Here is a 25,927-nt window from a genome sequence, read left to right as displayed (position 1 = left end):
GGAACGCGTGGAATTACTTTCTCAATATGGGTTGTTTTTGGCCAAAATCGCGACGGTGGTGATTGCCATTGCGGTGGTTGCCGTTCTGATTGTCAACCTGACGCAGCGCAAGCGTCAGCGTGGGGAGTTACGCATCACCCGCCTGAGCGAGCAGTATAAAGAGATGCAGGATGATATGTCTCTGGCGCTGCTTGATAGTCATCAACAGAAACTCTGGCTGAAAGCGCAGAAGAAAAAGCATAAACAGGAAGCTAAAGCGGCAAAAGCAAAAGCAAAACTCAATGCGCCGCAGGATAAGGCCACGCCACGGGTCTATGTGCTCGATTTTAAAGGCAGTATGGATGCGCATGAGGTTTCTTCTCTGCGGGAGGAGGTGACTGCCGTTCTGGCCGTGGCGACACCGCAGGATCAGGTTGTCGTGCGTCTTGAAAGCCCGGGCGGGGTGGTTCACGGTTACGGACTGGCCGCCTCACAGCTGCAGCGCCTGCGTGAAAAACAGATCCCGCTGACCGTGGCCGTAGATAAAGTGGCAGCGAGCGGTGGCTACATGATGGCCTGCGTGGCGGACAAAATTGTGGCCGCGCCGTTCTCCATTATCGGCTCGATCGGCGTGGTAGCGCAGATCCCGAACTTTAACCGCTTTCTGAAAAATAAAGAGATTGATATTGAACTTCACACCGCGGGTCAGTACAAACGTACCCTGACGCTGCTGGGGGAAAATACGGAGGAAGGGCGCCAAAAATTCCGTGAGGATCTCAACGAAACGCATCATCTCTTTAAAGATTTTGTGCACCGTATGCGCCCGACGCTGGACATTGAGCAGGTCGCGACGGGCGAGCACTGGTACGGCGTTCAGGCGCAGGAGAAAGGGCTGGTGGATGAAGTCGGAACCAGCGACGATCTTCTGCTCAACCTGATGGAAGGCCGGGAACTGGTTGGCGTGCGCTTTACACAGCGCAAACGACTGATGGACCGCTTTACCAACAGTGCGGCAGAAAGTGCTGACCGCCTGCTGCTGCGCTGGCTACAGCGCGGACAAAAACCGCTGTTGTAAACAAAAACGCGAGGCACATGCCTCGCGTTTTGCGTTAATCGACCAGGTGATATTTCTCTGAAAGCGTATGCGCCAGATATTTAAACATGTTAAACACGGCGGTGCTTTTCGGGGTCGGCAACCCCTGTTCGTCAAGGAAGTATTCGCCGCTGAAAACCAGCACCCCATTACGCTGTTCTACGCCGGTGGCTTCAATACCCGCCAGCGTATCTTCATGGTCCCGGATAAGCTTGTTTGCTTCGATAAGCAGAGAGGCTCGGTCAATAGGTTGGGTCGTATTCTGCATAATCCACTCCTTAAACAGTGACAATAGTCTACGCCGGGGGCGCTTTGGGGGCAAATTTTCCCTGTAATGTGAGGGGATAAGCTGCAGGGGCCTGGCTGGCGGGATTTGCTTTTGCATGCTAATAAAGTTGCGTAACGAATTTTATCAGGTAGAGTGTGCGCTTTCGTCATTCTGGCAACAGAATTGCTTGACATTCAACCGGGAATTCGTCACGAATTACACGAGATGTGAGAAAAATACCCGAGAACTCAATCACCTGGGCGTCTTTTCTTTAACGCCCGGTAAGACAAAGGGGTTGATATCTCCTGACGCAGTCGCAATATCATTGGCTCGTCGTCAGCGGAAGGGAAATCAACGTGCGGCGTATTCCTGGAAGAATTAAATTAGGTAAAGGTGAATATGGGTAAAGCTCTCGTCATCGTTGAGTCCCCGGCAAAAGCCAAAACGATCAATAAGTATCTGGGTAATGACTACGTGGTTAAGTCCAGCGTGGGTCATATCCGCGATTTGCCGACCAGTGGCTCAGCCAGCAAAAAGAGCGCAGACTCTACCTCCACCAAAGGGGCTAAAAAGCCTAAAAAGGATGAACGTAGCGCGCTTGTCAACCGCATGGGTGTTAACCCATGGCATAACTGGGATGCACAATATGAAGTGCTTCCAGGGAAAGAAAAAGTCGTTAACGAGCTGAAGCAGCTTGCTGAAAAAGCAGACCACATCTATCTCGCAACCGACCTTGACCGCGAAGGGGAAGCCATTGCGTGGCACCTGCGGGAAGTGATTGGTGGTGATGACAAACGCTACAGCCGTGTAGTGTTTAACGAAATTACGAAGAATGCGATTCGTCAGGCGTTTGAGAAGCCGGGCGAACTGAATATTGACCGTGTAAACGCCCAGCAGGCACGTCGCTTTATGGACCGCGTTGTGGGCTACATGGTTTCTCCACTGCTGTGGAAGAAGATTGCCCGTGGCCTGTCCGCAGGGCGTGTGCAATCCGTCGCCGTGCGTCTGGTCGTTGAGCGTGAGCGCGAGATTAAAGCCTTCGTCCCGGAAGAGTTCTGGGAAGTTGACGCCAATGTGACCACGCCGGGCGGTGACGCTCTGCCGCTGCAGGTCAGCCATCAGAACGATAAGCCTTTCCGTCCAGAAAACCGCGACCAGACCATGGCCGCCGTGGCGCTGCTTGAAAAGGCACGCTATCAGGTGCTGGAACGTGAAGACAAACCGACCAGCAGTAAGCCTGGTGCGCCGTTTATCACCTCCACCCTGCAACAGGCTGCAAGCACGCGTCTGGGCTACGGTGTGAAGAAGACCATGATGATGGCCCAGCGTCTGTATGAAGCGGGCTACATCACCTACATGCGTACCGACTCAACCAACCTGAGCCAGGACGCCGTCAATATGGTGCGTGGCTACATCAGCGACAACTTCGGTAAGAAATACCTGCCGGAAAGCGCTAACCAGTTTGCCAGCAAAGAGAACTCTCAGGAAGCGCACGAAGCGATTCGTCCTTCTGACGTCTCGGTGTTAGCGGAATCGCTGAAAGATATGGAAGCCGACGCGCAGAAGCTGTATCAGCTGATCTGGCGCCAGTTCGTGGCGTGTCAGATGACGCCAGCGCAGTACGACTCTACCACGCTGACCGTCGGCGCGGGTGAATTCCGTCTTAAAGCTCGCGGTCGTATCCTGCGTTTTGACGGCTGGACGAAAGTGATGCCTGCGCTGCGTAAAGGCGATGAAGACCGAACGCTGCCGGCAGTGAACAAAGGGGATGCACTCTCGCTGGTTGACCTCGTGCCTGCTCAGCACTTCACCAAGCCGCCTGCGCGCTTCAGTGAAGCATCCCTGGTGAAAGAGCTGGAAAAACGCGGTATTGGTCGTCCTTCGACCTACGCGTCCATCATCTCGACGATTCAGGATCGTGGCTACGTGCGCGTTGAAAACCGCCGTTTCTATGCGGAAAAAATGGGTGAGATCGTCACCGACCGTCTGGAAGCAAACTTCCGCGAGCTGATGAATTACGATTTCACCGCGCAAATGGAAGACAGCCTCGACCAGGTTGCCAGCCACCAGGCGGAATGGAAAAAGGTACTCGACAGCTTCTTCAGCGACTTTACCGACCAGCTTGAAAAGGCGGAGAAAGACCCTGAAGAGGGCGGCATGCTGCCTAACCAGATGGTTCTGACCAGCATCGACTGTCCAACCTGTGGTCGCAAGATGGGGATCCGTACTGCCACGACGGGCGTATTCCTTGGCTGCTCCGGCTACGCGCTGTCGCCAAAAGAGCGCTGCAAAACCACCATCAACCTGGTGCCTGAGAACGAAGTGCTCAACGTGCTGGAAGGTGACGATGCGGAAACCAACGCGCTGCGCGCCAAGCGTCGCTGTCAGAAATGCGGCACGGCGATGGACAGCTACCTGATCGATCCAAAACGTAAGCTGCACGTCTGCGGTAATAACCCAACGTGTGACGGATACGAGATTGAAGAGGGCGAGTTCCGCATTAAGGGCTATGACGGCCCGATTGTGGAATGCGAGAAGTGCGGTTCTGAAATGCATCTGAAAATGGGGCGTTTCGGTAAGTACATGGCGTGCACCAACGACGACTGTAAAAACACGCGTAAAATTCTGCGAAACGGCGAAGTGGCTCCGCCGAAGGAAGATCCGGTTCCGCTGCCAGAGCTGCCGTGTGAGAAATCCGACGCGTACTTCGTGCTGCGTGACGGCGCTGCGGGTGTCTTCCTCGCCGCCAACACCTTCCCGAAATCGCGTGAAACGCGCGCGCCGCTGGTGGAAGAGCTGCATCGCTTCCGCGATCGTCTGCCTGAGAAACTGCGTTATCTGGCCGACGCGCCACAGCAGGATCCGGAAGGCAACAAAACCGTGGTGCGGTTTAGCCGTAAAACCAAGCAGCAGTATGTTGCGGCAGAGAAAGAGGGTAAAGCGACCGGATGGTCAGCCTTCTTTGTCGATGGCAAATGGGTTGAAGGCAAGAAATAATCTTCCCTAACCGTAACTTACCTGTGAAAGGGCCGGATTTCCGGCCCTTTTTTATTGCCTTGTTATTATTTTTTGTTCCGTACTATACAGTCAGGCTATAAATGATATAGTGGTTATAGTTAACCTGTTTCTTATTATTAAATCGTCTTAAGCGATTGACCGCATGCGCTAAATCGGATGGTCTGGCATGAAATTACAGCAGCTTCGTTATATCGTTGAGGTGGTGAATCATAACCTTAACGTCTCTTCTACCGCCGAGGGGTTGTATACCTCGCAACCGGGCATCAGCAAACAAGTTCGTATGCTGGAGGATGAACTAGGTATCCAGATATTTGCCCGCAGCGGTAAGCATCTTACCCAGGTGACGCCTGCGGGGCAGGAAATCATCCGCATTGCGCGGGAAGTTCTCTCTAAAGTCGATGCGATCAAGTCTGTGGCGGGGGAGCATACCTGGCCTGATAAAGGCTCGCTGTATATTGCCACGACGCATACTCAGGCGCGCTATGCGTTACCCGGCGTCATCAAAGGCTTTATAGAGCGTTATCCTCGCGTCTCTTTGCATATGCACCAGGGGTCGCCAACGCAAATCGCTGAAGCCGTTTCCAAGGGGAATGCAGACTTCGCCATCGCCACCGAAGCGCTTCACCTCTATGACGATCTGGTGATGCTCCCGTGCTACCACTGGAACCGTTCTATCGTGGTGACCCCCGATCACCCCCTGGCAGGTAAAGGGTCGGTCACTATCGAAGAGCTGGCCCAATATCCCCTGGTGACGTATACGTTTGGCTTTACCGGACGCTCCGAGCTTGATACGGCCTTTAACCGGGCAGGGTTAACGCCGCGAATTGTCTTTACCGCGACGGATGCCGACGTGATTAAGACCTACGTGCGGCTTGGTCTGGGAGTGGGTGTTATTGCCAGCATGGCGGTGGACCCGGTGTCAGACCCTGACCTGGTGCGTCTTGATGCGCACGATGTTTTCAGTCATAGCACCACTAAGATTGGCTTCCGTCGTAGCACCTTCCTGCGCAGCTATATGTATGATTTTATTCAGCGCTTTGCCCCTCATTTAACGCGTGACGTTGTTGATACCGCCGTTGCATTACGTTCAAATGAAGATATTGAAGAGATGTTTAAAGACATCAAACTCCCCGAAAAATAATCACACCCGGTATCTTTCCCTAAGGGAAAGATACCGAAATAACGCCTCAAAGCTAAATTAGAATTATCATCATCTACGTATCCCCTGTCATATAATGTCATTATCCATTTAATCAGTAAGGTTATAATGTCGTGAATTGGCGACAAAAGTAGAAACTAATTTACGCCTTCGCAAATTTTTCTTTTCAATTATTTATTTCTGGTCAAAAGAATGAATATTTCATACCTTCCGGTGCGTAAATTCACTGGCTTTTCGGCTAAAGTTTCTTTAGGATTTATCTCAACAGATGATTAATTGTACCAATTGTTTGGTCCTAAATGATAAGCGATGTCGATTGTATGAGGTTAGCAATGCCTTCAGGAAGTGAAGAACCGCAAAGGGATCCTGCGCTCAAGCGTAAAGCCTGGCTGGCGGTCTTTCTCGTCTCTACCCTGTTTTGGGTGGTGGTTGCTCTCCTGGCCTGGAAATATTGGGGTTGAATATGGCAGTGACGGTACGTACAGAAACGGTAAAACAGATGTGTCAGCATCGTGACAACGGCCACAGAGGGCGTAAAGCGCCTGCGACTGTTGTACCCGCGTCCTGGAAACTGACGCCGCAGCAGCAAGCGTTTATTGATGTGTTCGCAGAAGACGAACCCAAAAAACAATAATTTAGTTTATTGCGTAATGATGCAAATAGTCTGAATATCGACTCTGCACTTTTGTACTCTTTAATAAATACACATCAGCAATATAGCACTGAGGACAAACCTCGGAACTTTTTATAAATAATGCCTGGTGTCCCTATGATGAATAACATGACGTCTCACAAATACTGGTCATGGATCGGCGTTTTTACCGTGTCGATTCTGTTCTGGAGTCAGCTCATCTGGTTGGCCCTCCACTAAATTGTAAAACCTCGCTACGGCGGGGTTTTTTGTTTTCCCGTTCGGGACCAATCCTAAATTTATCAATTTGGGTTGTTATCAAAACGTTACGACATCTTTGTGTTATCTTTAATTACGGCCCTGATGATTGTCGGGGCATCTCTGTGATTAAGGAGGAGCTTATGTCGTTAACCCTACGCGAAGCCAGTAAGGACACATTACAGGCAGAAAATAAAACCTGGCATTACTACAGCCTGCCGCTGGCTGCCAGAACGCTTGGGGACATTTCGCGTTTACCCAAGTCATTGAAAGTTTTACTGGAAAATCTTTTGCGCTGGCAGGACGGTGACTCTGTCACCCTCGATGATATCAAGGCGCTGGCAGGGTGGCTTGAAAATGCCCATGCCGACAGAGAAATCGCCTATCGCCCGGCCAGGGTGCTGATGCAGGACTTTACCGGTGTCCCTGCCGTCGTTGATTTAGCCGCGATGCGCGAGGCCGTTAAGCGTCTCGGCGGGGATACGGCAAAAGTGAATCCGCTTTCCCCTGTTGACCTTGTCATTGACCACTCCGTAACCGTTGACCGCTTTGGCGATGATGACGCCTTTGGCGAGAACGTGCGTCTCGAGATGGAACGTAACCACGAGCGGTATGTATTCCTGAAGTGGGGACAGCAGGCGTTCAGCCGGTTTAGCGTGGTCCCGCCGGGTACCGGTATTTGTCACCAGGTTAACCTTGAATATCTGGGGAAAGCCGTCTGGAGTGAGTTGCAGGATAAAGAGTGGGTCGCCTATCCGGACACGCTGGTGGGCACGGACTCCCATACCACTATGATTAACGGTCTGGGCGTGTTGGGCTGGGGCGTCGGCGGTATCGAAGCAGAAGCGGCCATGCTCGGCCAGCCGGTGTCCATGCTTATTCCTGACGTGGTGGGCTTCAAGCTTACCGGTAAGCTGTCTGAAGGCATTACTGCCACCGATCTGGTGCTCACCGTCACTCAGATGCTGCGTCAGCATGGTGTGGTGGGCAAGTTTGTAGAATTCTACGGTGATGGTCTGGATTCGCTGCCGCTGGCCGACCGTGCCACCATTGCCAATATGGCGCCGGAATACGGTGCAACCTGTGGCTTTTTCCCCATTGATGATGTCACGCTGGAATACATGCGCCTTAGCGGGCGCAGCGAAGAGCAGGTCGCGCTGGTGGAGGCTTATACCAAAGCGCAGGGCATGTGGCGAAACCCGGGTGATGAACCGGTCTTCACCAGTACGCTAGAACTCGATATGGGAAGCGTCGAGGCGAGCCTCGCCGGGCCGAAACGTCCGCAGGATCGGGTTGCGCTGAGTGACGTGCCAAAAGCCTTTGCCGCCAGCAATGCGCTGGAGGTGAACGTGGCGCAGAAAGACCATCGCCCCGTAGACTATGTTCTGAACGGACATCAGTATCAGCTCCCGGATGGCGCGGTAGTTATTGCAGCCATTACCTCCTGCACCAACACTTCGAACCCAAGCGTGTTAATGGCGGCTGGTTTGTTGGCTAAAAAGGCGGTAGAGCTTGGGCTAAAACCTCAGCCATGGGTCAAGGCCTCGCTGGCACCGGGTTCCAAAGTGGTATCGGATTACCTGGCGCAGGCCAAACTGACGCCGTACCTTGACGAACTGGGCTTTAACCTCGTGGGCTACGGCTGTACGACCTGTATTGGTAACTCCGGCCCGCTGCCTGAACCCATTGAAACGGCGATCAAGCAGGGTGACCTGACGGTAGGCGCGGTCCTGTCCGGTAACCGAAACTTTGAAGGGCGTATTCACCCGCTGGTGAAAACCAACTGGCTCGCCTCGCCGCCGCTGGTTGTGGCATATGCCCTGGCAGGGAACATGAATATCAACCTGGCGACCGATCCGATTGGTCACGATCGCAAGAATGACCCTGTCTACCTGAAAGATATTTGGCCATCATCGCGTGAAATCGCGCTGGCCGTTGAGAAGGTTTCTACCGAGATGTTCCGTAAAGAATACGCGGAAGTCTTTGAAGGCACGCCGGAATGGAAAGCCATCAACGTTGCAGGTTCGGATACCTATGGCTGGCAGGATGACTCGACCTATATTCGTCTGTCGCCGTTCTTTGATGAGATGCTCGCCGAGCCGGCACCGCTTAAGGATATCCACGGCGCGCGCATCCTGGCGATGCTGGGAGATTCCGTCACGACGGACCATATCTCTCCGGCGGGGAGTATCAAAGCCGATAGCCCGGCGGGCCGTTACCTGCAGAGCCGGGGCGTCGAGCGTCGCGATTTTAACTCCTACGGATCGCGTCGCGGCAACCATGAGGTGATGATGCGCGGGACCTTTGCCAACATCCGCATTCGTAACGAAATGGTACCGGGCGTGGAAGGGGGCATGACCCGTCATCTGCCGGGGACGGAAGTCGTGTCGATTTATGATGCGGCGGTCAAGTATCAGCAGGAAGGTACGCCGCTGGCGGTGATCGCCGGGAAAGAGTACGGTTCCGGCTCCAGCCGCGACTGGGCGGCGAAAGGTCCGCGTTTGCTTGGCGTTCGCGTGGTCATCGCCGAATCGTTCGAACGTATTCACCGTTCGAATCTGATCGGTATGGGGATCCTGCCGCTTGAGTTCCCGCAGGGCGTGACGCGTAAAACGATGGGCCTGACCGGGGAAGAGCTGATTGAGATTAGCGGTCTGCAAAGCCTGCAGCCGGGTAAAACGGTGCCGGTGAAGTTAACCCGTGCAGACGGGAAAACCGAGGTGCTGGATTGCCGGTGCCGTATAGATACGGCAACCGAGCTGACCTATTACCAGAACGACGGCATTTTACATTATGTGATTCGTAAGATGCTGGATTGATGATACGAGCCCGGCACGCGTGCCGGGCTTTTTAGCATCACTCTTTCAGCAGATGGCCCATTTTGGCTGCTTTGGTATCAAGGTAGTGGGCGTTTTTCGGGTTACGGCCGACAATCAGCGGTACACGCTCGACGATGTTGATCCCCGCTTCGGTCAGGATCTCCACTTTTTTCGGGTTATTGGTCAGCAGGCGAACTTCGTCCACACCCAGCAGCTTGAACATATCGGCGCACAAGGTGAAGTCGCGTTCGTCAGCGGCAAAGCCGAGCTGATGGTTTGCTTCAACCGTATCGTAGCCCTGATCCTGAAGCGCGTAGGCGCGAATTTTATTTAGCAGGCCAATATTACGACCTTCCTGACGGTGATAAAGCAGCACGCCGCGGCCTTCTTCAGCAATATGAGACAGGGCGGCTTCCAGCTGGAAACCACAATCACAGCGCAGGCTGAACAGCGCGTCGCCGGTGAGACACTCTGAATGGACGCGGGACAGCACCGGCGTCTGCCCTGAAATGTCGCCATACACCAGCGCGACATGATCCTGTCCGGTTGCCAGTTCTTCAAAACCCACCATCAGGAAATCGCCCCATGGGGTTGGCAGTTTGGCTTCTGCCACACGTTTAAGCTGCATGTGATTCTCCAGAGTAGGCTGACACGTTTCGTGCCTTTGCCCTGTTTTGCTTTCTGTATCAGTTCATTTTGCCACAAGCTCAGCAGGTTCGCCTAATGGGCACCATGCTATATGAACGTTAAACGCACGATCCGACATATCCACCCAAAGGATTAATTTCAGTTATGATTGTGACGCTTAGCGAAAAAGGAGAAGACATGCTTTCAATCGCCAGACGTACGGCAGCAGGTGCGGCCATTTTACTGATTATGCCTCTGACCGTATGGCTTTCAGGCTGGATGTGGCAGCCCGGGCATAATGCCATGTGGCTGAAAACCTTATACTGGATAACGGAAACGGTCACCCAGCCGTGGGGAATAATTACCCACGTACTCCTGTGCGCCTGGTTTCTGTGGTGCCTGCGCTTTCGCCTGCGCGCGGCACTGATGCTCTTTGCTATCCTCGGTGGCGCTATCATTGTCGGTCAGGGGGTGAAGTCCTGGGTGAAGGATCGCGTTCAGGAGCCGCGTCCTTTTGTCGTCTGGCTGGAAAAAACCCATCATGTTCCGGTGGATGAGTTCTACAATTTAAAGCGTAAAGATCGTGGCGCGCTGGTAAAAGAACAGCTTGCGGAACAGCAGGATATCCCGAAATTCTTGCGTAAACACTGGCAGAAAGAGACGGGGTTCGCGTTTCCTTCGGGTCACACCATGTTTGCGGCCAGCTGGGCGTTACTGGGGGTTGGGCTGCTTTGGCCAAGGCGTCGAACGATTACGATTGCGATTTTACTGGTCTGGGCGACGGGGGTTATGGGAAGCCGCTTGCTGCTGGGGATGCACTGGCCGCGCGACCTGGTCGTCGCCACGCTCATCTCATGGCTGCTGATCGTGCTGGCGACCTGGCTCACTGAACGATTCTGCGGCCCGCTAACGCCACCGCCAGAAGAGAAAGAAGAAATAGCCGAAAGGGACCAAACCGACGCCTGACGGTTGATATTCCGTATTTTGCCCATAGATCCATGACCTGCGCGTCACTTTTTCCGTTTCGCGCTCGTCGCTAAAATGGTAGTTTATAAGGCTGATTGCGGTAAATTGAACACACTTTATTCGCTTGAACCACATAACGGGAAGTAATGTGAAATATTTACTCATTTTCTTACTGGTATTGGCGATTTTTGTCATTTCAGTCACGTTGGGTGCACAAAACGATCAGCAGGTGACGTTTAACTATCTGCTGGCTCAGGGTGAGTATCGCGTCTCGAGCCTGCTGGCGGTCTTATTTGCTGCCGGCTTTGCCATTGGCTGGCTGGTTTGCGGTCTGTTCTGGCTGAAAGTCCGTGTTTCGCTTGCGCGCGCTGAACGTAAAATTAAGCGACTTGAAAATAACATTGCCCCTGCGTCTGACATCCCGGAAAGCTCTGGCGTGCCGGTCGTGAAGGAATAATCGACTATGCTGGAGTTGTTGTTTCTGCTTTTGCCTGTAGCCGCAGCCTATGGCTGGTATATGGGCCGCAGAAGTGCGCAACAAACAAAACAGGATGAGGCCAATCGGCTCTCCCGCGACTACGTTGCGGGGGTAAACTTCCTCCTGAGCAATCAGCAGGACAAAGCGGTAGACCTGTTCCTCGATATGCTGAAAGAGGATACCGGGACGGTTGAAGCGCATCTCACCCTGGGAAACCTGTTCCGCTCTCGCGGTGAGGTTGACCGCGCCATTCGTATTCACCAGACGCTGATGGAAAGCGCCTCTCTGACCTACGATCAACGTCTACTTGCAGTGCAACAGCTGGGGCGGGATTACATGGCCGCGGGGTTGTACGATCGTGCTGAAGATATGTTCTCCCAGCTGGTGGATGAAACAGAGTTCCGCATCGGCGCGCTGCAGCAGCTCCTGCAGATTTATCAGGCCACCAGCGACTGGCAGAAAGCCATTGATACGGCTGAACGTCTGGTGAAGCTGGGGAAAGATAAGCAGCGCGTTGAGATAGCCCATTTCTACTGTGAGCTTGCGCTTCAGCAGATGGGCAATGACGACATGGACAAAGCCATGGCGTTACTGAAGAAAGGTGCCGCCGCGGATCGCAACAGCGCGCGAATCTCCATCATGATGGGGCGCGTTTTTATGGCGAATGGCGACTACGCCAAAGCCGTTGAAAGCCTGCTGCGGGTGATCGACCAGGACAAAGAGCTGGTCAGTGAAACGCTGGAAATGCTGCAAACCTGCTATCAGCAGTTGGATAAGCAGGAAGAGTGGGTAGCATTCCTGCGTCGCTGCGTGGAAGAGAACACCGGTGCCACCGCTGAACTGATGCTCTCAGACGTCGTGGAGAAGTATGAGGGAAGCGACACCGCGCAGGTTTACATTACGCGTCAGCTGCAGCGTCATCCGACCATGCGGGTCTTCCATAAGCTGATGGATTACCACCTTAACGACGCGGAAGAAGGGCGCGCCAAAGAGAGCCTGATGGTGCTGCGCGATATGGTTGGCGAGCAGGTGCGCAGCAAGCCACGCTATCGTTGTCAGAAGTGTGGTTTTACCGCGTATACGCTCTACTGGCACTGTCCTTCCTGCCGCGCCTGGTCCACTATCAAGCCAATCCGTGGCCTGGACGGGCAGTAATTTTTTAAAAGCCTTTATTTTAGTTACAACATACTGATGGCTTTTAACGCTTTCTCAACACGGTGCGGTTTGCTGGCCTGTCAGGGAAATAAATGGATCCTGTCAATTTGCGGCGTCGGCAGGTAGAATGCTGGCCGTTTATCTGTTCCGCGCCGCTGCGCGCCCATAGACGAAAAGGGCTGGTCATGACGTCTGTTACATCCTCCACTTCCCGAGTAATTACGGATTCTCCTGTTGTTGTTGCGCTTGATTACAATAAGCGTGACGCTGCACTGGCGTTTGTCGACGGCATTGACCCTCGCGACTGCCGTCTGAAAGTTGGCAAAGAGATGTTCACGCTGTTTGGACCGCAAATCGTTCGCGATCTGCAGCAGCGCGGCTTTGACGTTTTCCTCGATCTGAAATTCCATGATATCCCGAATACCACGGCGCACGCCGTTGCCGCAGCCGCAGAACTGGGCGTATGGATGGTTAATGTCCACGCGTCGGGTGGGGCAAGAATGATGACCGCTGCCCGTGAGGCGCTCCTGCCGTTCGGTAAAGATGCACCGTTGCTGATTGCGGTCACCGTGCTGACCAGTATGGACGAAAACGATTTACGCGACCTGGGTGTGACGCTGTCACCAGCAGAGCACGCTGAGCGCCTCGCGCGTCTGACCCAGCATTGCGGCCTGGATGGCGTCGTCTGCTCCGCGCAGGAAGCGGTACGTTTCAAATCAGCGCTGGGCAAGGATTTTAAACTCGTCACGCCGGGTATCCGTCCTGCAGGCAGCGACGTGGGCGATCAGCGCCGCATTATGACGCCTGAGCAGGCGCTGGCTGCAGGCGTTGACTACATGGTCATTGGGCGTCCGGTGACGCAGTCTGCAAACCCGGCTGAGACGCTTAAGGCTATTAACGCATCGCTGAAGAAGGGGGCGTAATGACCGATTCCAACAGCCGCCTGGTCTATTCAACCGATAGCGGGCGTATTGACGAACCGAAAGCGAAAGTGGAACGTCCAAAGGGGGACGGCATTGTTCGGATCCAGCGCCAGACCAGTGGACGAAAAGGAAAAGGGGTTTGTCTTATCTCCGGCATTGACCTTGATGATGCTGAACTGACAGCGCTGGCAGCCGAACTGAAAAAGAAATGTGGCTGCGGCGGTGCCGTGAAAGACGGCATTATTGAAATCCAGGGTGATAAACGTGATTTAATTAAATCTCTGCTGGAAGCCAAAGGTATGAAAGTCAAACTGGCAGGCGGCTAAAATAAATGAGCCACGGCAAATGCCGTGGCTCGTGTTATATACGTGCGTATGTCAGACCTGAAATGCGTTTAAATATCGCATTACCGGGGAAGGCTTGGATAATTATTATTTGCCAACCTGGTGACCGATAATACCACCGACAGCAGCGCCACCTAATGTACCCAGCGTACTACCATCCGTTAATACTGCACCACCGAGAGCACCGGCACCGGCACCAATAGCGGTGTTACGGTCGCGTTTAGACCAGTTAGAGCACGCGCTCAGGGACATTGCTACAGTGATTGCCAGAACAGCGGCGGCTAATTTTTTGCTGGTTAAGGTCATAATACTTTCTCCTGAATTATCGATTCACGGAAAGATGTACGCATTAAGTATAGACGAATCGAATACTTAATTCTTTTTCCCGTGAAAGCTGGTCGCGCAGGCGTTACTTCATCACGCAGGTGATAGTCACTTCCTGTTATATCGCTAACAGTAATTTTACGACTTTAATGCAGGTTAAACAGGTAAAAACTCTTAAAGCAGGGTTAAGAATCATCTCAGAGAAAGAAGGGCGTATGCGCCCGAAGTTCGGGCGCGGAGGGGAGTCAGGCGCTGGTTTTAATAATATTGACGATCAGACCACTGTCTTCCAGTTTATTACGGTGCGCGTCGCTCAACCGCTCGTCGGTAATCACACGGCTAAAGCGTGAAACGGGGCCCATCGTGTAAGGGTGAACGGCGCCAAATTTAGAGCTGTCTGTGAGCACAATGGCTTCACACTCTTTTTCCAGCACGGCATTCACCACGTCGGAGCGCATCATATCCCGGCCGGTAAAACCTGTCTCCGGCTGCCAGCCGTCAATCCCAATAAAGGCCTTGCTGAAATGAACCTGCTGGACGTACTGACGGGTCAGCGGGCCTACCATGCTTTCGCTTTTTTTCTGGTAAATTCCGCCGAGCAGTATCACCTCGCAGCGCGTCTCTTTGAGCAAATGTGCGATATAGCTGCTGACGGTGATGATGGTCACGTCTTTTTGATCGGCAAGCGTGCGCGCCAGAAGGGCATTACTGCTGCCGTTTTCAATAAAGACGGTCTCGCCGTTGTTCACCAGGGACGCGGCAAATTCCGCCAGTTCACGTTTGAGCGCGTAGTTGTTCATCATGCGCGTCTCAACGTCATCACTGTCCAGCGGGACAGCATATCCGTGCGCGCGACGCAGGTAGCTCTGTTTTTCCAGCAGATTAAGATCCTGACGGATGGTGACTTCAGAAACGCCAGTGGTTTTAGCGAGATCGACTACGCTTACGCGTCCCTGATCGATGACCATCTGCAAAATGAGTTGTTGTCGGGAATTCATAGCATCCATTTAATAAAGCGAAACGAGGTCGGAGACGGTGGGGTTAAACTTCCCACGGCGCTTTTGGCTGTCCGTTTTCAGGCGTATTGTCAGCGCCATTCTGAGCGAGAAGTTCAGACTTCAGGATCTCGAGATTACGGATAGCAGAGTGGTAATCGCCTGCCACCAGGATATCCAGCACGGTATCAATTCGTTGTGCTACAGCTTGTGCGTCAATAGTCGACATAATCTCACTCCAGGCGCGAAAAGTTAATATTTTCAATGATGCAGAAATTAGGGTCAAAAGAGAAGGGAAAAAATGCAATAACTAAATTACATAAACGTAAGTGATAAATTTATTCCCCCTCATGCAGCAGGCTTAATGAGTGGATTAGTCTAAAACTGCGCGCAAGGCGCTTTTTTATAAGAGGAATTAGACTATGACAGTTATCAATCAGCCTACCTGTACACTGTTTACCGACACTGAACGGTTCACGCAGCTGTCGGGTTATTACGAGGCGGAGCGTCACACCGTCTGGATGATGCTGCGGGCTCAGCCGCGACCTTGCTTTAACCATGCGTTAATTGAGGAGATCATGAACTTTTCATGGCTGGTTCGCCAGTCTGGCTTTGCGGTTGATTTTTGGGTAACCGGATCGCTGGTTCCGGAGATGTACAATGTGGGCGGTGACTTACAGTTCTTCGTCGAGTGCATTCAGAACGGACGTCGGGAAGCGTTGCGGGCGTACGCGCGCGCCTGCGTTGATTGCGTCCATGCGGCCTCACGAGGGTTTGATACGGGAGCCATCACTCTGGCAATGGTCGAGGGCAGTGCGTTAGGAGGTGGTTTTGAGGCCGCTCTGGCGCACCATTTCGTCCTGGCTCAGCGCGATGCCCGTTTAGGTTTCCCGGAGATAGCCTTCAACCTGTTTCCGGGTATGGGAGGATATTCCCTGGTCGCACGCCGTTCGGGCATGAAGCTGGCGGAAGAACTCATCTACAAAGGGGAATCCCATACGGCTGAATGGTACGAACAGCATGGGCTGGTGGATGTCCTGTTTGAACCCGGACAAAGCTATGTCTCCACCCGAACCTTCATCGATACGTTGCGGCCAAAACTGAACGGCGTAAGGGCGATGCTGCGCGCCCGTACCCGCGTTCTGCAATTGCCCCGCAGTGAACTGATGGATATCACGGAAGACTGGGTGGATGCTGCTTTCTGCCTGGAGCAGAAAGATATCGCCTACATGGAGCGCCTGGTCACGCTGCAAAACCGCCATCACGCGGCGGGCCTGCGTAAAGCCAGTTAACGTTGATTTCGCGCTTGATATCGTTTTAGCCACCGCTCGAATGCGGCAGCGGGCATCGGCTTAGCAAACAGAAAACCCTGCCGCTCGTTGACGCCGTTCTTGGTCAGAAAGGCGTCTTCTTTTGCATTTTCCACACCTTCGGCAATTACCTGCAGATTTAACGCCTGCGCCACCGCGACAATAGCGCGCACCAGTGACTGGGAAATAGACTGCTTATGAATGTCCCTGACAAAGGATTGATCGAGTTTAATGGCGTCGATAGGGAAGCGGGCGAGCTGCGAAAGAGAAGAGTAGCCGGTGCCAAAATCATCCAGATGAATTTGCGCCCCGAGTCTGCTGAACTGCTGGATCACGGAGAGCGCCAGCTCTTCGTTCTCGATAAGACAGCTTTCGGTCAACTCGACGTCGACCGGGCAGTATTCAAAATTTAGATCCTTCAGCGCCTGCTTTAAGTCGCTGAAGATAGTCTGGTCGGCCAGCTGTCGTGCAGAGACGTTCACCGCCACGCGCAGGTTAATTCCCTTATCGCGCCATTTTGCCACCTGGCGAACCACATCGAGCATCACCCAGCGCCCCAGCGGCACAATCAGCCCCGACTCCTCGGCATAAGAGATAAACTCCAGCGGCGGGATCAGACCGCGTTCTGGTGATTGCCAGCGGACCAGTGCTTCAAGACTTCTGACTTCCCCACGCCAGGTTATTTTGGGCTGATAGTGGATTAGAAGCTGATCGTTATCCAGTGCTTTACGCAGGTTGGTATCCAGCCAGAGATACTCAAATACGCGCTGGTTCATCTCGGGCGAGAAGACGCAGAATTTGCCCCGGCCATTCTCTTTGGCGGTGTACATGGCGGTATCGGCGTTACGAATGACGCTTTCCCGGTCGCTACCATGCTGTGGGGCGAGGGCGATACCCAGAGAGCAGCCGGTATAAATCTCAATCAGACCGATTCGGAACGGCTGGCGCAGACGGGTTAAAATGCGCGACGCCATCGCCTCCAGAGAGCCCTGTGAGGTATTGGTGGCCATGACGATAAACTCATCACCGCCCAGTCGCGCCAGCACCTGTTCCTCATCCAGACAGCTCAAAATGGCGAGGGCGACAGCCTGTAACAGCTGATCGCCAAACATATGCCCGTAAGCGTCGTTGACCTTTTTAAAGTTATCCAGATCGAGATACACCACGCCTACCTGTGTGTCGCCGCGGTTGGCGATGGCGTCAGAAATCAGATCGTGGATCGCATTGCGGTTTGGCAAGCCGGTGATGGTATCGGTATTGGCCAGCACGCGCAGCCGCTCCTGAGCGCGGCGCTCCTCGGTAATATCGGTCCCGGAACAGATAAGGAAAATTTCATTTTTACCGCTGCCGCTGTGAACGAATTTGTTTCTGAACAGAAACAGCCGCTGCCCTTTACGCGTTTTGATCCAGCGTTCGACTTCGTAGGAGCTGCCGTTGCGAAAAAAACCGGTAATATTGCGCTTTGAAGCGGCCGCTTCGCTGCGGCTCATAAACAGCTTAAACACGTTCTGGCCAATCACTTCCTGCTCTTTCAGGCCGGTATACTCTTCGCTAAGCCGGTTAAAACGCTGGATGTTGCCGTGCCGATCGAGAATAACAATCACGGAGTTGGCCTCAGAGACAACCTGTTCCGCAAAAGAGAGCCCTTGAGCCAGATCGCGCGCCACGGAGGGCGTATCGTTCCAGGCGGAAGCGGTTCCGGCCCACTCGTTACGGGTAATTTTGCGGCCCACAAGATGCACCGGGACATCTTCTCCGTACAGGGAGAGCGACATGGAAATGCTGGAGGTAATAACGGTTAAATGACGGATGAGATCGGCCTGTTCATCGTCCAGCGCCACGACCTGAGTGACATCGGCATTTTCGCTGGTGGAAAGGTGCAGAGCGTTGCTGTCAGCTGACAAGCGCCACCACGGGCTGTGGGTCCCCATGTAGCGAAACAGCAAATTCTGCTCCAGATCGTCCATCATGTTTTCTCCCGCAGCTGTTCATTAGCGCACAAATTATTCATTTGTTGTCGACTTTTCCGTTGAGAAACAGCGGCAAAACCGAAGTGAAGCTGTTGTTTTTCCCTGCTTTCTTATAATAAAACGAGTCAGGTTAAAAAGGATACTGAGCGTATAAAAATTCACGCAACCGAATATAACAACACTCTTTTACTGTAGATAATTCTGGCGGTTTTGGGCGAAGGGATACTGAAAATAGTAAGGAAAAATAATGATTTTGTGGCGGGGATAAAAATAAAAATTGTCGGCCCTTCCGAAACGAAAAGACCGACAATTGAAGCGGTTATCAGGCGACAGGACGCGCGATAATACTGCGGGTTTCCATGCGGACTTCGGCGATATTAACGTCAATCACGTCGGTGACTTTGTAAACTGTTTCACCTTTGATTTGCACGGTACCGTTTTCCTGACTACAGACCATTTCGTCGCGAACCGCATGCAGGAACGGCGCAGGAATAAACGCGACAGCACCGTTATCGACCAGGCGGACGCGCATGCCCCCGCGACTGATATCGATGATCTCTGCGGCGAAACGGGTATCCGTACCGGCTTTATCCTGCAGGAAGCGTGCGTACAGCCAGTCCCCAACGTCACGTTCCGCCATGCGGTTCAGACGGCGACGATCGGCCATTTGCTGCGTGGTGTCCTCCTGAGGACGGGCAATGGTTTCACCTTTGATAATTGCTTTCAGCAGACGGTGGTTAACCATATCGCCATACTTACGGATCGGCGATGTCCAGGTGGCGTAAGCTTCGAGGCCAAGACCAAAGTGCGGCCCAGGCTCGGTGCTGATTTCAGCGAAGGACTGGAAGCGACGAATGCGGCTGTCCAGGAAGCCTGACGGTTGCGCGTCCAGTTCGCGGCGAAGCTTGCAGAAGCCCGGCAGCGTCAGCACTTCTTCCGGATCAACGTGCACATCGTGATTCTTCAGCAGGGCCGCCAGCGCTTCGGTATTCGCCGGGTCAAACCCGGTGTGAACGTTGTAAATGCCAAAGCCCAGTTTGTCGCGCAGCACGCGTGCGGCACAGATGTTGGCGGAAATCATCGCCTCTTCAACGATGCGGTTTGCAATGCGTCGCGGTTCGGCCACGATGTCCAGCACTTCGCCTTTCTCGCCCAGAACAAAGCGATAATCCGGGCGGTCTTTGAACACCAGCGCGTGGGTTTTACGCCACTCGCCGCGGTTCAGGCAGATGCGATGCAGCAGAAGGATCTGCCCGGCAATGGCGTCTGATTCAGGTTTCCAGCTACCGGTATTTTCCAGCCAGTCGGAGACGTTATCGTAGGCCAGCTTGGCTTTCGACTCGATAGTGGCGGCGAAGAACTCGATATCGTCTTCAATCGCGCCATCTGCGGCGATAGTCATGCGGCAGGCAAGGACCGGGCGCACTTCATTTGGACGCAGCGAGCAGAGATCGTCTGACAATTCGCGCGGCAGCATCGGAATATTGAAGCCCGGCAGGTAGTTGGTGAAGGCACGGATTTTCGCCGCGTCATCCAGCTTGCTGCCCTCGGCAATCCATGCGGTGGGATCGGCAATGGCAACGGTCAGATGCAGTTTGCCGTCGGCGCTCTCTTCAGCGTACAGCGCGTCATCCATATCTTCTGTGCTGGCGCTGTCGATGGTGACAAACTCCAGCGCGGTGAGATCGCGACGGGTCAGACCCTCATCCTGCATCTCGGTCGCTACGCCGTTCGGCGCTTCTTTTTCAAGATTATGGCGTGCCAGCGTGACCCACCATGGCACGAAATGGTCGGCGCCAAAGGTAATGAACTGGGTCAATTCAGAATAAAAACCGCGATCGCCTTTCAGAGGATGACGGCGCATTTCTGCTACGGCCCAGTCACCTTCTTTAAAATCATGCTCAACGCCACGGGCGGCGCGGCAGGGAATAGCCTCTTTCAGCAGGGGATGATCCGGCACGATAGAAAGACGATCGTCTTTTCTCTGTACCTTACCCACAAAACGGGTCAGGAACGGTTCGATCAGTTCTTCCGGCTCGGCAGACTCGCGGTCCTTCTCGGTATGAATGACGGCCATGACGCGATCGCCATGCATCACTTTCTTCATCTGCGGAGGCGGAATGAAGTAGCTTTTCTGCGCGTCAACCTCAAGGAAGCCAAAGCCCTTTTCCGTGGCTTTTACGACCCCTTCTGCACGCGGCGTCTGGGAATGCAGTTGCTGTTTAAGCTGCGCTAGCAGCGGGTTGTCCTGAAACATAATGTTCTATTTTCGTAGCCATTGAGCGGCTGACAGTTTTACGCGATTCTCACTGTCTCAGCAAGCGGTCTTTGGGTAATGAGTGTGGTTATTCCTCTTTACCAAACGCGACTTTCAGACGATTAAGCCAGCCATCAAACGCACTCCGGGTAAGCAGCGTGATGGCTTGTTCGCCCGTGAGCCCTTGATCCGTGATCGGGGTAAACTGCGCGGCGCTGAAGCGGTCCGGAGAGCGTGTCAGCAGTTCGAGCGCCGCTGAAAGTGCGGGAGACGTCATCGTGATCTCTTCGCGAGTGTTTAACAGGATTTCGCCGGTCAGGTCGAGCAGCGTCGGCTCATGACAAAGAACCGGCGTCAACGCCTCAAGCGCGGGTTCAGCCTGCCAGCGGGACAAGGACTCAAGCTGATGCGCATTCGCATAGCGCAGCTCAACGACAGGTAAAAGCGGCGTCCACGCATCGTGGCTCGCGGGGAGCGTGTGCGGCTGAATATGATGTCCCGGCAACCAGCGAACAGGATGTCCCAGCAGGGCCTGAAAAATTGCGACCACGCGCGCCTGAAAACCGATAAAGCCGATAATCTGGTTAATTACCACGATGTCGTACGTGGACAGGCCCACCTCGTCAAGCTGGTTGCGGGCTTTATCATCGATCACATCAGGAGAGCTGGAAAGCTGGCGGGCATACTGCGTAATTTGCGCCAGACGTCGGTTGCTTTCGCGCGAGGAGTCCGGGCCGGGAAGCGGGGCGAGGAGGGCGGCATAGTGGTTACAGAGCCGCTGAACGCCGCAGGCCTGTGCGACGGTTAGCGCGGTACTGAGCCGATCGTAGGCGCTGAGCGTATGCAGGCGGTTCACGGGAATCGAGAGCGGAAACAGCTGGTGGCATAAGGCTCTGGCAGGAGCAAGCCAGCCAGAACAGGCGGCGACAATCTCATCAGGCAAGGCTAAATCGAGCAAAAAACGATCGTCGACGTTAGCGGCTTCGGGCACCAGGGGCAGAACATCAGTCTGCGCGTGGTTTGACTGGGTCTCGTGATACCAGTGGCCTTTGCCGGAAAAACGGCGTTGTTCCATGTGCGTTCCTTGATCTCAAAATGGCGATCAATATCCTGGCGTAAGGCAGATAAAGGGAAAAATATTGTTAGGTGATAACAAATAGCAGAACGGAATAACGAAGGGATAGGGCGGGGGGAAACCTCTCTTCCCGTGCGGGAAGAGAGTCACAGCTTATTTAATTTCCAGCTCGTTCATTGCAGCGATGTTGAAGCCGCCGTCAACGTGAACCACTTCGCCGGAAATACCCGCGGAAAGGTCAGAGCACAGGAATGCTGCAGAGTTACCCACATCTTCAATGGTAACGGTACGACGAATCGGGGTAACCGCTTCGCAGTGAGCCAGCATTTTACGGAAATCTTTAATACCGGAAGCTGCCAGGGTGCGGATAGGACCTGCAGAGATGGCGTTAACGCGCACGCCTTCAGGACCCATTGCGTTCGCCATGTAGCGTACGTTGGCTTCCAGAGAGGCTTTCGCCAGGCCCATAACGTTGTAGTTAGGGATAGCACGTTCAGCGCCAAGGTAGGACAGGGTCAGCAGAGCTGCGCCCGGGTTCAGCATCGCGCGGCAGGATTTTGCCATCGCAACGAAGCTGTAGGAGCTGATGTCGTGAGCGATTTTAAAGCCATCACGGGTAACCGCGTTTACGTAGTCGCCGTCCAGCTGGTCGCCAGGAGCGAAGCCGATGGAGTGAACGAAACCGTCGAATTTCGGCCATGCTTTTGCCAGTTCAGCAAACATCCCGTCGATGCTTTCGTCTTGTGCAACGTCGCATTCCAGAACGATGCTGGAACCCAGCTGCGCGGCAAACTCTTCAACACGGCCTTTCAGCTTGTCGTTCTGATAGGTGAACGCCAGCTCAGCGCCTTCGCGATGCATTGCCTGTGCGATGCCGTATGCGATGGACAGTTTGCTGGCAACGCCAGTCACCAGAATGCGCTTACCGGAAAGAAAACCCATAGCTTTAATCCTTATATTCATTGCTTATTTTGCCTTGTAATTCATAGCGTTACAGGCAGTATTTCAAAATCATTCGAAATTAGCTCGAAATTATAGCCCACTCACAGCCCCTTGTGTCACGATATTTCTCGCACTTCTCGCGAGAGATATGCCTCAGATGGTGCCGGGCGAACTCAATCAGGTTGTTTCGCATCTGGCCGGGCAGACTAACGCGAAGCTCCTGAAAGGACGGTGAGGCATTTCCCGGACCAGCCCTGTAGCTTTGCGCGCAGTGGCAAAGTGAGTCGTAACATTCACTGCCGGAAACCTCGCCTGCGAGAGTGAGAAAGGCTGTAAGCACCTTTGATATTTTCCAGCATCCGTCCAGTATATCATTGAGCCTTTGATTCGCCTCATCCAACCAGAGGGGAAGAGTGACCATTACTGGTGTGTTTCACGAAAAGCAGACCATCCTTTATAGAATCCCATCGAATTAATATCGCTCACTCGTTGACCGTTCGTGAAACCTGGATCCAGACTCAAGCCAACCCAGCTCTTCATTTACGTAGCAGCTTCTACGATCGAGACTTTCTTCGAAAGTTAGCCTGTGTTGCGGAACATCGCCCTGCATTTGTTAACTATTTGTTTTGATGTTGAGTCGGCGAATAACATAATGTCTATTTATAAACAAATTTCGCCCTGTTATTAACGTTTATGTACGTATATTCTCGGCGGGTCTATGAGGAAACCTGGCGGTAAAAACAGCGTAAAGAATAAATTCTTATACCTGATATGTTGCGCGGCGCAAAGATTTTTTATAAATGAAAGGGCTCTTTTTTATTTTGAATCGCTTACTTTTACAAGTTTCCGAAGTTTTTTTGTGCTGGTCGGGTGTTGAGAGGCTTTATGTCATTGGTTGTACTTACGAAAAATAATTTCCTGCGGCTTGCGCTCCATTCTATTTACGATGAGCTTGATTTAAAAGAAAATACCTGCGTGATTGATACTGAATCTTTCAGTGCACTTATAGATATTTTATACGAAATATATACCAGGGATTTAGTATCTTTTCGCCGAGTTATTCTGCTGGGAGGTGATGATATTGGTTCAAAGATACTATTTCCCTTAAATGTCATTTCACTTGATTCACCTCTCACGGTGTTGAAAAATCAAATGTATACTGGGTATAGCCTGAAAACCGTGCTGGAACGTATTCACGAGTGTAGAAGACTGGTTGCACTGACTGATGGCGAGCGCTTGTTTGCTCAATACTACAGCTCGAGAAACTCGATTAAAAACATAGCGCGTAGAATCGGTTTAAGTGAAAAAACGGTGTATCATCAAACGGCGAGTGCAGCTGCAAAACTTAACCTGCGCTCGGGAAAGGAGTTTCTGCTTTTCCTGGACCGAGAGTTTAGTAATAATCCTGGTCGTTAAACCTATAAAAATGCAGTTCGCAAGCTAATCGAGGTCATTGAGCACTGGCCGGGTACCGCCGGCTCAAAATGGCGCTGAAAGGGGGTACTTGCGAACGGGGCAGAACAAAATTCGCGGAGCACTCTGCGTCTGGCATTTTTTTATTTTACAAAACAATATCCATAGGTATATTTTCCATTTTTGGACGATATAGTAGATGTAAGAGTGCTGGGTGCAAGTGTAAAATATAAAAACAGTTTAATAAAAATTTGGCCATGCTAAATGAAGCCCTTTTATCGTCAATATATTAATCCATCATTTTTTCTATTTTTTATTCTGGCTGTATATTTCCTTGCAGCGCTGTTAGTTTATGTTCCTAACATGGGCGGAGATGGGCTCAGATTACCGCATAATATAATTTGCTGGGGAGTGATGTTATTTATAATTCTGGCATCTGGTTATTGCATATTGTTGCGTAAAAAAATAAAGACAAATGAGGCTTTAGCCTTTTTCATTATCGGTGCGTGTTTAATGTCGCTTCCATTATTGTGGAGTGATAAAGATGTGATGATATTCGCGTTGCCGAGATTTGCTGGTCTCTGGGGTGGTGTGCTTTTTTACCTGGCGCTACTGCAAATTCCAATCCGATTCTCGATGAAAATCCGATTGATTATCGTATTTGTCATAAGTGCACTGATTCAGGCGTATCTTGGTTTTTGGCAGTTACTGATCGCCTCACCAGATAATTTCATGGAGTTCATACCGGGTACACGGCCTTACGGTATCTTTCAACAAGTTAATGTGTTGGCGAGTTTTGTTGCCACGGGTTATGCGTGTACCTTGTGGCTATTGTTTCAGGCAAAAACAAAGCGGTCTTGCTTTTTACTTCTGTTCGCAACGGTTGTTTTTACGGCAATTTTAGAGATCTTACAATCCAGAGCTGGAATGTATGGCATCATTCTTTATTTAGCCTTGATTTTGCTAGCCCGTCATCGCCCAAAGGTAAAAGGTGTCTTTATTGTCTATATCATGTTAGTGATAGGGACGTTATTAACCATTCATATATTAAAGAATTTAGGGTTCGCTGAGCACTTTTTACGGTTTGTTGGCTCGGTTGACAAAATGGGGTCGAACGCTGAACGGTGGAGAATAATTACTATAACCTTATCGATGATTCAGCGGCATCCTTTGAGTGGCTGGGGGTATGGAGGTTATGAGTTTCATCTTTCGAGGTTCGCACTCCACCATTTTGATTATCTTTTTGACGGAGTCGATAATGCCCACAATGAATTTTTATTTGAATGGGCAGAGGGTGGGGTGCTGGCTATTACAGGGATGGTTTTTATAATTGTGGGCTATTTCTATCTTTTACGCAGAAACTCGCCATCACGAATTGCGCTGTGGGGGTTAGCTTTACCGATAACGTTTCATATGATGGTCGAGTATCCATTACTGCTTTCTACACCGCACTGGATGCTTTTATTGCTGATTTGCCGTCTGGTAACATCAGAAAAATGTAGCAAACGGAAGAAAAATAGTAATCGATATGGAATAGCATTGCTATTAGTTGGCGTTATGGGTGTCCTCTTTATGCTAACTGGGTTTCGTACGGGCATGGCGCTTACGGAATTTGAGCGTAACAAAATGCAGGATTTTACAGCAGCATCTAACGTATTGAATCCATGGGCTCAATGGGACCGCTGGCAATACGACTCGCATACATCCATGCTACTCAAATACTATCAGACGCATCAACCTGAATTATTAATAAGTTACGTTGAATGGGGTAAAAAGTATCTTATGCACAGGAATGATTTAAGAGTGTTTAAAAATATGGTGCAGATAAATAAAGTGTATCCTCAACAAGCAACAACAACATGGTTGCAGCAGCAATGGTACGATTACTACCAGTCAGTCGAGAGTGCTCATAAAGTAAATTGA

At 52.1% G+C, this 25,927-nt stretch carries 24 protein-coding genes; 15 read left to right on the top strand and 9 right to left on the bottom strand.

Annotation, left to right across the window (positions count from 1 at the left end; genetic code table 11):
* Positions 1–7 precede the first annotated feature (7 nt).
* Positions 8–1,054, top strand: coding sequence for a protease SohB (gene sohB / locus PUP35_RS12275; RefSeq protein WP_274239795.1), 1,047 nt, complete (start codon positions 8–10; stop codon positions 1,052–1,054).
* Positions 1,055–1,088: 34 nt separating this feature from the next.
* Here sohB and PUP35_RS12270 read toward each other — a convergent pair whose 3' ends face one another.
* Positions 1,089–1,340 carry a YciN family protein gene (locus PUP35_RS12270; protein WP_003856804.1) on the bottom strand — a complete coding sequence of 84 codons (252 nt, stop codon included), beginning with the start codon at positions 1,338–1,340 and terminating at the stop codon, positions 1,089–1,091.
* A 399-nt stretch (positions 1,341–1,739) separates the two neighbouring features.
* Here PUP35_RS12270 and topA point away from each other — a divergent pair, with 399 nt between their 5' ends.
* The 6 genes from topA to acnA all read left to right on the top strand — a co-directional run bounded on the left by topA (position 1,740) and on the right by acnA (position 9,225).
* Complete coding sequence (topA, locus tag PUP35_RS12265) at positions 1,740–4,337, top strand: type I DNA topoisomerase (protein ID WP_274239793.1); 2,598 nt, start codon at positions 1,740–1,742, stop codon at positions 4,335–4,337.
* 187 nt (positions 4,338–4,524) lie between these two features.
* Complete coding sequence (gene cysB / locus PUP35_RS12260; protein WP_008502814.1) at positions 4,525–5,499, top strand: HTH-type transcriptional regulator CysB; 975 nt, start codon at positions 4,525–4,527, stop codon at positions 5,497–5,499.
* 338 nt (positions 5,500–5,837) lie between these two features.
* Positions 5,838–5,978: a YmiA family putative membrane protein gene (locus tag PUP35_RS12255; protein WP_213327741.1), complete on the top strand. Its 141-nt coding sequence runs from the start codon at positions 5,838–5,840 to the stop codon at positions 5,976–5,978.
* A gap of 2 nt (positions 5,979–5,980) precedes the next feature.
* Positions 5,981–6,151 carry a hypothetical protein gene (locus PUP35_RS12250; RefSeq protein WP_032656727.1) on the top strand — a complete coding sequence of 57 codons (171 nt, stop codon included), beginning with the start codon at positions 5,981–5,983 and terminating at the stop codon, positions 6,149–6,151.
* 138 nt (positions 6,152–6,289) lie between these two features.
* Positions 6,290–6,388, top strand: coding sequence for a small membrane protein YmiC (gene ymiC, locus PUP35_RS12245; protein ID WP_032623144.1), 99 nt, complete (start codon positions 6,290–6,292; stop codon positions 6,386–6,388).
* Positions 6,389–6,549: 161 nt separating this feature from the next.
* Positions 6,550–9,225, top strand: a complete 2,676-nt coding sequence (gene acnA, locus PUP35_RS12240) for an aconitate hydratase AcnA (protein WP_274239787.1) — start codon at positions 6,550–6,552, stop codon at positions 9,223–9,225.
* A gap of 37 nt (positions 9,226–9,262) precedes the next feature.
* Here the strand turns inward: acnA and ribA are convergent, their stop codons facing one another.
* On the bottom strand, positions 9,263–9,853 hold the full coding sequence (ribA, locus tag PUP35_RS12235) for a GTP cyclohydrolase II (protein WP_008501210.1): 591 nt from the start codon (positions 9,851–9,853) through the stop codon (positions 9,263–9,265).
* A gap of 197 nt (positions 9,854–10,050) precedes the next feature.
* Between ribA and pgpB the strand changes: the two genes are divergently transcribed.
* From pgpB to yciH, 5 genes are all read left to right on the top strand, one after another.
* A complete protein-coding gene (pgpB, locus tag PUP35_RS12230) occupies positions 10,051–10,818 on the top strand; it encodes a phosphatidylglycerophosphatase B (protein WP_115876076.1) in 768 nt (255 codons plus the stop codon).
* A 148-nt stretch (positions 10,819–10,966) separates the two neighbouring features.
* Positions 10,967–11,275 (top strand): LapA family protein, encoded by a 309-nt coding sequence (locus PUP35_RS12225; RefSeq protein WP_023312067.1) that lies wholly within the window; start codon positions 10,967–10,969, stop codon positions 11,273–11,275.
* A 6-nt stretch (positions 11,276–11,281) separates the two neighbouring features.
* Positions 11,282–12,451 carry a lipopolysaccharide assembly protein LapB gene (gene lapB, locus PUP35_RS12220; protein WP_115875429.1) on the top strand — a complete coding sequence of 390 codons (1,170 nt, stop codon included), beginning with the start codon at positions 11,282–11,284 and terminating at the stop codon, positions 12,449–12,451.
* 185 nt (positions 12,452–12,636) lie between these two features.
* Complete coding sequence (pyrF, locus tag PUP35_RS12215) at positions 12,637–13,374, top strand: orotidine-5'-phosphate decarboxylase (protein WP_023335943.1); 738 nt, start codon at positions 12,637–12,639, stop codon at positions 13,372–13,374.
* Positions 13,374–13,700, top strand: coding sequence for a stress response translation initiation inhibitor YciH (gene yciH / locus PUP35_RS12210; RefSeq protein WP_115875427.1), 327 nt, complete (start codon positions 13,374–13,376; stop codon positions 13,698–13,700). Before pyrF ends, yciH begins: the two co-directional genes overlap by 1 nt.
* 105 nt (positions 13,701–13,805) lie before the next feature.
* On the opposite strand, the gene osmB is transcribed toward yciH, so the two are convergent.
* The 3 genes from osmB to PUP35_RS12195 form a co-directional block, all read right to left on the bottom strand.
* Positions 13,806–14,024, bottom strand: coding sequence for an osmotically-inducible lipoprotein OsmB (gene osmB / locus PUP35_RS12205; RefSeq protein ID WP_008501216.1), 219 nt, complete (start codon positions 14,022–14,024; stop codon positions 13,806–13,808).
* Between the two features lie 263 nt (positions 14,025–14,287).
* Complete coding sequence (gene yciT, locus PUP35_RS12200) at positions 14,288–15,040, bottom strand: DNA-binding transcriptional regulator YciT (RefSeq protein ID WP_115875425.1); 753 nt, start codon at positions 15,038–15,040, stop codon at positions 14,288–14,290.
* Positions 15,041–15,083: 43 nt separating this feature from the next.
* Complete coding sequence (locus tag PUP35_RS12195; RefSeq protein ID WP_111965955.1) at positions 15,084–15,266, bottom strand: YciZ family protein; 183 nt, start codon at positions 15,264–15,266, stop codon at positions 15,084–15,086.
* A 193-nt stretch (positions 15,267–15,459) separates the two neighbouring features.
* Here PUP35_RS12195 and PUP35_RS12190 point away from each other — a divergent pair, with 193 nt between their 5' ends.
* Positions 15,460–16,329, top strand: a complete 870-nt coding sequence (locus PUP35_RS12190; protein WP_274239774.1) for a crotonase/enoyl-CoA hydratase family protein — start codon at positions 15,460–15,462, stop codon at positions 16,327–16,329.
* Here the strand turns inward: PUP35_RS12190 and pdeR are convergent.
* The 4 genes from pdeR to fabI all read right to left on the bottom strand — a co-directional run bounded on the left by pdeR (position 16,326) and on the right by fabI (position 22,591).
* Entirely contained in the window at positions 16,326–18,317 is a 1,992-nt protein-coding gene (gene pdeR / locus PUP35_RS12185; protein WP_115875422.1) for a cyclic di-GMP phosphodiesterase, read from the bottom strand. The two genes, PUP35_RS12190 and pdeR, sit on opposite strands and share 4 nt — an antisense overlap.
* A gap of 322 nt (positions 18,318–18,639) precedes the next feature.
* Positions 18,640–20,574 (bottom strand): exoribonuclease II, encoded by a 1,935-nt coding sequence (locus PUP35_RS12180; protein ID WP_274239772.1) that lies wholly within the window; start codon positions 20,572–20,574, stop codon positions 18,640–18,642.
* An 88-nt stretch (positions 20,575–20,662) separates the two neighbouring features.
* Positions 20,663–21,649 carry a CMD domain-containing protein gene (locus PUP35_RS12175; protein ID WP_274239770.1) on the bottom strand — a complete coding sequence of 329 codons (987 nt, stop codon included), beginning with the start codon at positions 21,647–21,649 and terminating at the stop codon, positions 20,663–20,665.
* 153 nt (positions 21,650–21,802) lie between these two features.
* Positions 21,803–22,591 (bottom strand): enoyl-ACP reductase FabI, encoded by a 789-nt coding sequence (gene fabI / locus PUP35_RS12170; protein WP_003856831.1) that lies wholly within the window; start codon positions 22,589–22,591, stop codon positions 21,803–21,805.
* A gap of 885 nt (positions 22,592–23,476) precedes the next feature.
* Between fabI and PUP35_RS12165 the strand changes: the two genes are divergently transcribed.
* Entirely contained in the window at positions 23,477–24,007 is a 531-nt protein-coding gene (locus tag PUP35_RS12165; protein ID WP_127731285.1) for a helix-turn-helix transcriptional regulator, read from the top strand.
* A 261-nt stretch (positions 24,008–24,268) separates the two neighbouring features.
* Positions 24,269–25,927 (top strand): PglL family O-oligosaccharyltransferase, encoded by a 1,659-nt coding sequence (locus PUP35_RS12160; RefSeq protein WP_274239748.1) that lies wholly within the window; start codon positions 24,269–24,271, stop codon positions 25,925–25,927.

Source organism: Enterobacter sp. S-33 (assembly GCF_028735835.1).
GTDB lineage: Bacteria > Pseudomonadota > Gammaproteobacteria > Enterobacterales > Enterobacteriaceae > Enterobacter > Enterobacter vonholyi.
This window is presented reverse-complemented; position numbering and strand designations above follow the sequence as displayed.

Coding starts and splice junctions, on each gene's coding strand:
- acnA (WP_274239787.1), top strand. CDS start 6,550: ATGTCGTTAACCCTACGCGAAGCCAGTAAGGACACATTACAGGCAGAA.
- pyrF (WP_023335943.1), top strand. CDS start 12,637: ATGACGTCTGTTACATCCTCCACTTCCCGAGTAATTACGGATTCTCCT.
- PUP35_RS12270 (WP_003856804.1), bottom strand. CDS start 1,340: ATGCAGAATACGACCCAACCTATTGACCGAGCCTCTCTGCTTATCGAA.
- lapB (WP_115875429.1), top strand. CDS start 11,282: ATGCTGGAGTTGTTGTTTCTGCTTTTGCCTGTAGCCGCAGCCTATGGC.
- PUP35_RS12250 (WP_032656727.1), top strand. CDS start 5,981: ATGGCAGTGACGGTACGTACAGAAACGGTAAAACAGATGTGTCAGCAT.
- osmB (WP_008501216.1), bottom strand. CDS start 14,024: ATGACCTTAACCAGCAAAAAATTAGCCGCCGCTGTTCTGGCAATCACT.
- PUP35_RS12165 (WP_127731285.1), top strand. CDS start 23,477: ATGTCATTGGTTGTACTTACGAAAAATAATTTCCTGCGGCTTGCGCTC.
- PUP35_RS12190 (WP_274239774.1), top strand. CDS start 15,460: ATGACAGTTATCAATCAGCCTACCTGTACACTGTTTACCGACACTGAA.
- cysB (WP_008502814.1), top strand. CDS start 4,525: ATGAAATTACAGCAGCTTCGTTATATCGTTGAGGTGGTGAATCATAAC.
- ymiC (WP_032623144.1), top strand. CDS start 6,290: ATGAATAACATGACGTCTCACAAATACTGGTCATGGATCGGCGTTTTT.
- yciH (WP_115875427.1), top strand. CDS start 13,374: ATGACCGATTCCAACAGCCGCCTGGTCTATTCAACCGATAGCGGGCGT.
- topA (WP_274239793.1), top strand. CDS start 1,740: ATGGGTAAAGCTCTCGTCATCGTTGAGTCCCCGGCAAAAGCCAAAACG.
- ribA (WP_008501210.1), bottom strand. CDS start 9,853: ATGCAGCTTAAACGTGTGGCAGAAGCCAAACTGCCAACCCCATGGGGC.
- PUP35_RS12195 (WP_111965955.1), bottom strand. CDS start 15,266: ATGTCGACTATTGACGCACAAGCTGTAGCACAACGAATTGATACCGTG.
- fabI (WP_003856831.1), bottom strand. CDS start 22,591: ATGGGTTTTCTTTCCGGTAAGCGCATTCTGGTGACTGGCGTTGCCAGC.
- pgpB (WP_115876076.1), top strand. CDS start 10,051: ATGCTTTCAATCGCCAGACGTACGGCAGCAGGTGCGGCCATTTTACTG.
- yciT (WP_115875425.1), bottom strand. CDS start 15,040: ATGAATTCCCGACAACAACTCATTTTGCAGATGGTCATCGATCAGGGA.
- PUP35_RS12255 (WP_213327741.1), top strand. CDS start 5,838: ATGAGGTTAGCAATGCCTTCAGGAAGTGAAGAACCGCAAAGGGATCCT.
- pdeR (WP_115875422.1), bottom strand. CDS start 18,317: ATGATGGACGATCTGGAGCAGAATTTGCTGTTTCGCTACATGGGGACC.
- PUP35_RS12180 (WP_274239772.1), bottom strand. CDS start 20,574: ATGTTTCAGGACAACCCGCTGCTAGCGCAGCTTAAACAGCAACTGCAT.
- PUP35_RS12175 (WP_274239770.1), bottom strand. CDS start 21,649: ATGGAACAACGCCGTTTTTCCGGCAAAGGCCACTGGTATCACGAGACC.
- PUP35_RS12160 (WP_274239748.1), top strand. CDS start 24,269: ATGAAGCCCTTTTATCGTCAATATATTAATCCATCATTTTTTCTATTT.